Below are 7,374 nucleotides of genomic sequence, written 5' to 3'. Positions count from 1 at the left end.
AAGCAAAAAGATACGAGGAATCTAGAAAACAACTTTTGTCTAGTATCTCGCATGATATCCGAACGCCACTCACCTCCATTATTGGATATATCGATGCTTTAAAAGATGGAGTAGCTGCTTCTGAAATAGAAAAGCAAGAATATCTTAAAATACTTTATATGAAATCAAATAACTTAAAACATCTAGTTGATGAAATATTCAATATGGCAAAGCTAGACGCCAATGAATTCCCACTAAAAGAAGAAGAACTCGACTTTTCTGAAGTTACTAGAGAAGCTTTAATCGATTTTTTACCTGAACTCTCAAAACATAATATCGAACTACAGGTTCTTATACCAGAATCTACTTGTCCTATCATCGCAGATCACCTTAGCCTTATGCGAATTATAGGTAATTTAATAAAAAATGCCATTTATTACGGAAAAGATGGGAAAACAGTAGGAATCGAACTACTAGAAACCAATACAGAATATGAACTTCTTATTTGGGACAAAGGCCCTGGCATTCCAAAACATGATTTACAAAACATATTTGAGCGAATGTACCGAAGCGAACAATCAAGAACCTCCTCTTTTGGTGGTAGCGGTCTCGGGCTTTCGATTTCTAAAGCGCTCGTGGAGAGAAATGGTGGGCATATATGGGTTGAAAGTATCCCATGGAAACGAACTACTTTTGGTTTTTCCATTCCAAAATACACTTCTTTTAAGAAATAGTTAAGAAATGATTAATATGCAGTTAAGCCTTCCTTCTTATTATGTAAGTAAGAACTTATAGAAAGTAGGTGTCTCCTATACATACAATTATAAAAACGACTAACCTTACTAAAGTATATGGCACTCAAAAATCAGTAGATAATCTAAATATTAATGTTCAACAAGGAGAGGTTTATGGATTCATAGGACGCAACGGTGCGGGCAAAACAACAACCATACGTATGCTACTTAGCCTTATAAAGCCTACAAGTGGAAATATTGAAATATTCGGAGAAGACTTATTTCAAAATCAAAAAAATATTTTAAGAAGAATTGGTTCTATCGTTGAGGTTCCAGGGTTTTATGAAAACTTAACTGCAAAAGAAAACTTATTAATTAATGCAAAGATAATTGGGATCCACAAAAAGAATGCCATTGAAGAAGCATTAGAAATAGTAGGCTTACAGCATGAAACAAAAAAGTTAGTAGGAAAGTATTCTTTAGGAATGAAGCAGCGCTTAGGAATTGCACGTGCTCTTCTCCACTACCCTGAACTACTCATACTAGATGAACCAACTAATGGACTCGATCCAATCGGTATTAAAGAAATGCGAAAACTCATTAAATCTTTAGCTCAGGAAAGAAATATAACGATACTCATTTCTAGTCACATATTAGTTGAAGTAGAACAACTAGTCGATCGTATGGGAATTATCCATGAAGGAAAGTTACTAGAAGAAGTTTCTCTTGATACGCTACGCAAAACCAACCGTAAGTACATAGAATTTCAAGTGAATAATGACAATAGAGCCACGATGCTATTAGAAAATCATCTTCAAATTTTTGATTATGAAGTACATGATGAAGGGAATATTCGTATTTATTCTCATTTTGGACAGCAAGGACACATAAACAGAACGTTCGTTCTTAATGATGTCGATGTATTAAAAATGGCGATGAGCGAAGACAGATTAGAAGATTATTTCACCAATCTAGTTGGAGGTGGAACAATTGGTTAATCTGCTCTATACAGAACTATTAAAATTAAAACGTTCCAATATGTTTTTAATTAGCATTATCGGGGCTGGTGTCGCACCCTTCTTAGTGGTCGTAGCGTCTTATATACACATAAAAACAAAACAACCTACTCCAACTATTTTGTTCCATCAACTATTCACCGAAGTTAACTTATATACTACTTTAATTATAGGATTCCCCTTATATGGGGTAGTGATTGCTTATCTGTTTACCCGTGAATATACAGAAGATACACTAAAACATTTACTAACTATTCCAGTCTCACGCATTAGCTTTATTATAAGTAAGTTCATCATTCTCTTTCTTTGGATTATAATGCTTACTTTAGTCGCTTGGACACTAACTTTATTATTAGGGCTAATAGGTAGCTTCCCTGGATTTAGTACCATCTTACTCTTAAGCTCTCTCGTAAAATTTTTAATATGTGGTGGACTTCTCTTTCTATTGTCTTCACCTATTGTACTATTAACCGTTGTAATGAAGACCTATGTACCACCTATTATATTAACGGTCATTATTACAATGATTAACCTTATGCTCGTGAACTCTAAACATAAAGATCTATTTCCGTGGACCGCTACTCTAGATATCGCAAATAACGAATTACAACCCACATATCCACCAGAGTATTCTTATATCATCATTGCAGCAACAGCAATTTTCGGATTTATTGCAACACTATTCTATTTTAAGAGAGTAGATATTCATTAATTTATAGGAGTGAAACTATGAGCGATATCATCATTGCCTTCATACTCGGTATTGTAGAGGGATTAGCAGAATTTTTACCTATCTCTTCTACTGGCCACCTTATATTAGTCGGACATTTATTAGGCTTCGAAGGAGAAAGAGCAAAGACCTTTGAAATCGTTATACAGTTAGGCGCAATTTTAGCTATTGCGATTTTATACTATAAACGCCTTGTTTCTTTATGTAATATTAAACCTCTTCTACGAAAAGAGAAAAAATTCAACGCATTCCATGTATTTCTTGGTGTATTCCCAGCGGTAGTTGCTGGATTACTATTACATGGTGTTATTAAAACATACTTATTTCAGCCATATACTGTCGTCATTGGACTTGTAGCAGGAGCAATTCTTATGATTTTTGCAGAAGTAAAAAAGACAGAAGCAACCGCCTATTCACTGGATGATTTAACCTACCGTCAAGCATTAACAATTGGATTATTTCAATGCTTAGCGGTATATCCTGGCTTCTCTAGAGCTGGCTCTACTATTTCTGGAGGGTTATTAGCGAAAGTAAATTATAAGACCGCATCTGAATTCTCTTTTCTCATTGCTCTTCCTGTAATGGTTGGAGCTACAGGCTTAGACTTATTAAAAAGTTGGAAGTATTTAAGCGTTGATGACATCCCTATGTTTGCGGTAGGATTCATTACCTCTTTTATAGTAGCAATGCTAGCCGTAGTAACTTTTTTGAAGCTTTTAGAGAAGATCGGTTTAAAACCTTTTGCATATTATCGTATTTTGCTGGCTATCTTATTTACGCTGTTCATATTGCTATAGATTCATATAAGTCACATATTACTAAACTGATATTCAAGTTGGAATATCAGTTTTTTCTCTATTTCACCTCTAGTATTACTCACTTCAATATGGCATAGTTGTAATAAACCGCCCTTAATAATCCGAATATTCTTCAAACAGTTATATCCTTTACCGTACGACACAATTGGAAAATTAAAAATCCCATATATGGACAGAACGTGTTTACAAACCATATTCATTCCGCATATTCTCTTTCTTAATTCACAACACACCGATACAAATTTTAAATGCGTACAAAGGCATACAAATAAGTAAATTTCTCAGGGATTATAAAAAGACTACATATTAATTAGAGTGAGGTAACGATACAAATGAATCCATTAGCACAAACATATTGGGATACTTATTGGGGAAACAATGAAAAACCAGCATCTGTTACAGCTTGGCAATTTGGGGATTCCCCTAATTATCTTGCACAATTAGTAATTGATGGTATCAAAACCGCAACATGCTCCTGTCACATTTTTTATGAGTTAGAAAATGAACCACTACCGACGACTAATGATTATAGTATTATACTCAATAGTCAGGATGAACCTGTAGCGATTATTAAAACAATAGAAGTAACTGTAACACCGATGAATGAAGTAAGCGAAGAATTCGCTATCGCTGAAGGCGAAGGAGATTGCACGTATAATTACTGGAAAGACACCCATGTTCGTTTTTTTACAAAGGAACTAAATGAGTTTGGTTTTACTTTTTCTGAAGATATGCTACTCGTTTGCGAACGATTTGAGCTCATTGATGTGAAAAATACAGCAGAACTATAATAAACAGAGCTTTACTGAATTTTCATGTTGCTATTTTTTAACACAAATAAGCTCGTTATTTATAGCTCAAGAAAACTACAGATAACGAGCTTATTTTATAAAACATAAAAAAGACGAGTCATTCTGACTCGTCTTAAGCTTGCTTGGCGACGTCCTACTCTCACAGGGACAAGGTCCCAACTACCATCGGCGCTAGAGAGCTTAACTTCCGTGTTCGGTATGGGAACGGGTGTGACCTCTCTGCCATCATCACCAAACTATGAAGGCATATTCCTTCAAAACTAGATAACATTTGCTACATATTATATGGTTAAGTCCTCGATCTATTAGTATTCGTCAGCTCCACATGTCACCATGCTTCCACCTCGAACCTATCAACCTGATCATCTTTCAGGGATCTTACTAGCTTACGCTATGGGAAATCTCATCTTGAGGGGGGCTTCATGCTTAGATGCTTTCAGCACTTATCCCTTCCGCACATAGCTACCCAGCTATGCCCTTGGCAGAACAACTGGTACACCAGCGGTGCGTCCATCCCGGTCCTCTCGTACTAAGGACAGCTCCTCTCAAATTTCCTACGCCCACGACGGATAGGGACCGAACTGTCTCACGACGTTCTGAACCCAGCTCGCGTACCGCTTTAATGGGCGAACAGCCCAACCCTTGGGACCGACTACAGCCCCAGGATGCGATGAGCCGACATCGAGGTGCCAAACCTCCCCGTCGATGTGGACTCTTGGGGGAGATAAGCCTGTTATCCCCGGGGTAGCTTTTATCCGTTGAGCGATGGCCCTTCCATGCGGAACCACCGGATCACTAAGCCCGACTTTCGTCCCTGCTCGACTTGTAGGTCTCGCAGTCAAGCTCCCTTATGCCTTTGCACTCTACGAATGATTTCCAACCATTCTGAGGGAACCTTTGGGCGCCTCCGTTACACTTTAGGAGGCGACCGCCCCAGTCAAACTGCCCACCTGACACTGTCTCCCGGGTCGATAAGACCCGTAGGTTAGAATTTCAATACAGTCAGGGCGGTATCCCACCAGCGCCTCCACCGAAGCTAGCGCTCCGGTTTCAATGGCTCCCGCCTATCCTGTACAAACTGTACCAAAATTCAATATCAGGCTACAGTAAAGCTCCACGGGGTCTTTCCGTCCTGTCGCGGGTAACCTGCATCTTCACAGGTACTATAATTTCACCGAGTCTCTGGTTGAGACAGTGCCCAAATCGTTACACCTTTCGTGCGGGTCGGAACTTACCCGACAAGGAATTTCGCTACCTTAGGACCGTTATAGTTACGGCCGCCGTTTACTGGGGCTTCAGTTCAGAGCTTCGCTTACGCTAACCCCTCTCCTTAACCTTCCAGCACCGGGCAGGTGTCAGCCCCTATACTTCGCCTTACGGCTTCGCAGAGACCTGTGTTTTTGCTAAACAGTCGCTTGGGCCTATTCACTGCGGCTTTCCGTTAAGAAAGCACCCCTTCTCCCGAAGTTACGGGGTCATTTTGCCGAGTTCCTTAACCAGAGTTCTCTCGCACACCTTAGGATTCTCTCCTCGCCTACCTGTGTCGGTTTGCGGTACAGGCACCTTTTATCTCGCTAGAAGCTTTTCTTGGCAGCGGGGAATCAAAGACTTCGCTCCATAAGGAGCTTCCCCATCACAGCTCAGCCTTCACGATAAGCGGATTTGCCTACTTATCAGCCTAACTGCTTGGACGTGCACAACCAATCGCACGCTTCTTCTATCCTTCTGCGTCCCTCCATTGCTCAAACGATAAAGAGGTGGTACAGGAATATCAACCTGTTGTCCATCGCCTACGCCTGTCGGCCTCGGCTTAGGTCCTGACTAACCCTGAGCGGACGAGCCTTCCTCAGGAAACCTTAGGCATTCGGTGGACGGGATTCTCACCCGTCTTTCGCTACTCATACCGGCATTCTCACTTCTAAGCGCTCCACCAGTCCTTCCGGTCTGACTTCACTGCACTTAGAACGCTCCCCTACCACTGATACCATTGGTATCAATTCGCAGCTTCGGTGGTGTATTTAGCCCCGGTACATTTTCGGCGCAGAGTCACTCGACTAGTGAGCTATTACGCACTCTTTAAATGGTGGCTGCTTCTAAGCCAACATCCTAGTTGTCTAAGCAACTCCACATCCTTTTCCACTTAATACACACTTTGGGACCTTAGCTGGCGATCTGGGCTGTTTCCCTCTTGACTACGGATCTTATCACTCGCAGTCTGACTCCTAAGGATAAGTCATTGGCATTCGGAGTTTGACTGAATTCGGTAATCCGATGAGGACCCCTAGTTCAATCAGTGCTCTACCTCCAAGACTCTTACACTTAAGGCTAGCCCTAAAGCTATTTCGGGGAGAACCAGCTATCTCCAGGTTCGATTGGAATTTCTCCGCTACCCACACCTCATCCCCGCACTTTTCAACGTGCGTGGGTTCGGGCCTCCATTCAGTGTTACCTGAACTTCACCCTGGACATGGGTAGATCACCTGGTTTCGGGTCTACGACCACGTACTAAACGCCCTATTCAGACTCGCTTTCGCTGCGGCTCCGTCTCTTCAACTTAACCTTGCACGGGATCGTAACTCGCCGGTTCATTCTACAAAAGGCACGCCATCACCCATTAACGGGCTCTGACTATTTGTAGGCACACGGTTTCAGGATCTCTTTCACTCCCCTTCCGGGGTGCTTTTCACCTTTCCCTCACGGTACTGGTTCACTATCGATCACTAGGGAGTATTTAGCCTTGGGAGATGGTCCTCCCAGATTCCGACGGAATTTCACGTGTTCCGCCGTACTCAGGATACATTCAAGAGAGAACGAAGTTTCGACTACGGGGTTGTTACCCTCTACGACGGACCTTTCCAGGTCGCTTCGTCTACCTCGTTCCTTTGTAACTCCGTATAGAATGTCCTACAACCCCAAGAGGCAAGCCTCTTGGTTTGGGCTAGATTCCGTTTCGCTCGCCGCTACTCAGGAAATCGCATTTGCTTTCTCTTCCTCCAGGTACTTAGATGTTTCAGTTCCCTGGGTCTGTCTTCCATACCCTATGTATTCAGGTAAGGATACCATACCATTACGTATAGTGGGTTTCCCCATTCGGAAATCTTCGGATCAAAGCTTACTTACAGCTCCCCGAAGCATATCGGCGTTAGTCCCGTCCTTCATCGACTCCTAGTGTCAAGGCATCCACCGTGCGCCCTTTCTAACTTAACCAAACTAAAATTAAAAAATATGAGCTACACTGTTATCTAGTTTTCAAAGAACATACATTTATATATGAGAGATAGTTCT

5 protein-coding genes and 2 rRNA genes (1 of these 7 running past the window's edge) are annotated in these 7,374 nt (G+C 41.3%); 5 read left to right on the top strand and 2 right to left on the bottom strand.

Annotated features, from left to right (window positions below):
* The 5 genes from ACUN26_RS25575 to ACUN26_RS25555 form a co-directional block, all read left to right on the top strand.
* On the top strand, positions 1–713 hold the 3' portion of the coding sequence (locus tag ACUN26_RS25575) for a sensor histidine kinase (protein ID WP_000845344.1). It extends 301 nt beyond the left edge of the window; the window shows 713 of its 1,014 coding nt (coding positions 302–1,014); its start codon lies off the left edge, out of view; its stop codon occupies positions 711–713.
* Between the two features lie 68 nt (positions 714–781).
* Positions 782–1,711 carry an ABC transporter ATP-binding protein gene (locus ACUN26_RS25570; protein ID WP_000074551.1) on the top strand — a complete coding sequence of 310 codons (930 nt, stop codon included), beginning with the start codon at positions 782–784 and terminating at the stop codon, positions 1,709–1,711.
* Entirely contained in the window at positions 1,704–2,441 is a 738-nt protein-coding gene (locus ACUN26_RS25565; RefSeq protein ID WP_000247704.1) for an ABC transporter permease, read from the top strand. The genes ACUN26_RS25570 and ACUN26_RS25565 overlap by 8 nt, the downstream gene beginning before the upstream one ends.
* Positions 2,442–2,458: 17 nt before the next feature.
* Positions 2,459–3,256 carry an undecaprenyl-diphosphate phosphatase UppP gene (gene uppP / locus ACUN26_RS25560; protein ID WP_001279970.1) on the top strand — a complete coding sequence of 266 codons (798 nt, stop codon included), beginning with the start codon at positions 2,459–2,461 and terminating at the stop codon, positions 3,254–3,256.
* 353 nt (positions 3,257–3,609) lie between these two features.
* Positions 3,610–4,068 (top strand): ASCH domain-containing protein, encoded by a 459-nt coding sequence (locus ACUN26_RS25555; RefSeq protein WP_001068552.1) that lies wholly within the window; start codon positions 3,610–3,612, stop codon positions 4,066–4,068.
* A 141-nt stretch (positions 4,069–4,209) separates the two neighbouring features.
* Here ACUN26_RS25555 and rrf read toward each other — a convergent pair.
* Positions 4,210–4,325, bottom strand: a 5S ribosomal RNA gene (gene rrf, locus ACUN26_RS25550).
* 49 nt (positions 4,326–4,374) lie between these two features.
* Positions 4,375–7,296 (bottom strand): 23S ribosomal RNA (locus ACUN26_RS25545).
* Between the last annotated feature and the right edge of the window lie 78 nt (positions 7,297–7,374).

The sequence above is a fragment of the Bacillus sp. WC2503 genome, from assembly GCF_052682895.1.
This window is presented reverse-complemented; position numbering and strand designations above follow the sequence as displayed.

Excerpts from the sequence above, each read along its gene's own strand:
- uppP (WP_001279970.1), top strand. The coding sequence starts at position 2,459 with ATGAGCGATATCATCATTGCCTTCATACTCGGTATTGTAGAGGGATTA.
- ACUN26_RS25555 (WP_001068552.1), top strand. The coding sequence starts at position 3,610 with ATGAATCCATTAGCACAAACATATTGGGATACTTATTGGGGAAACAAT.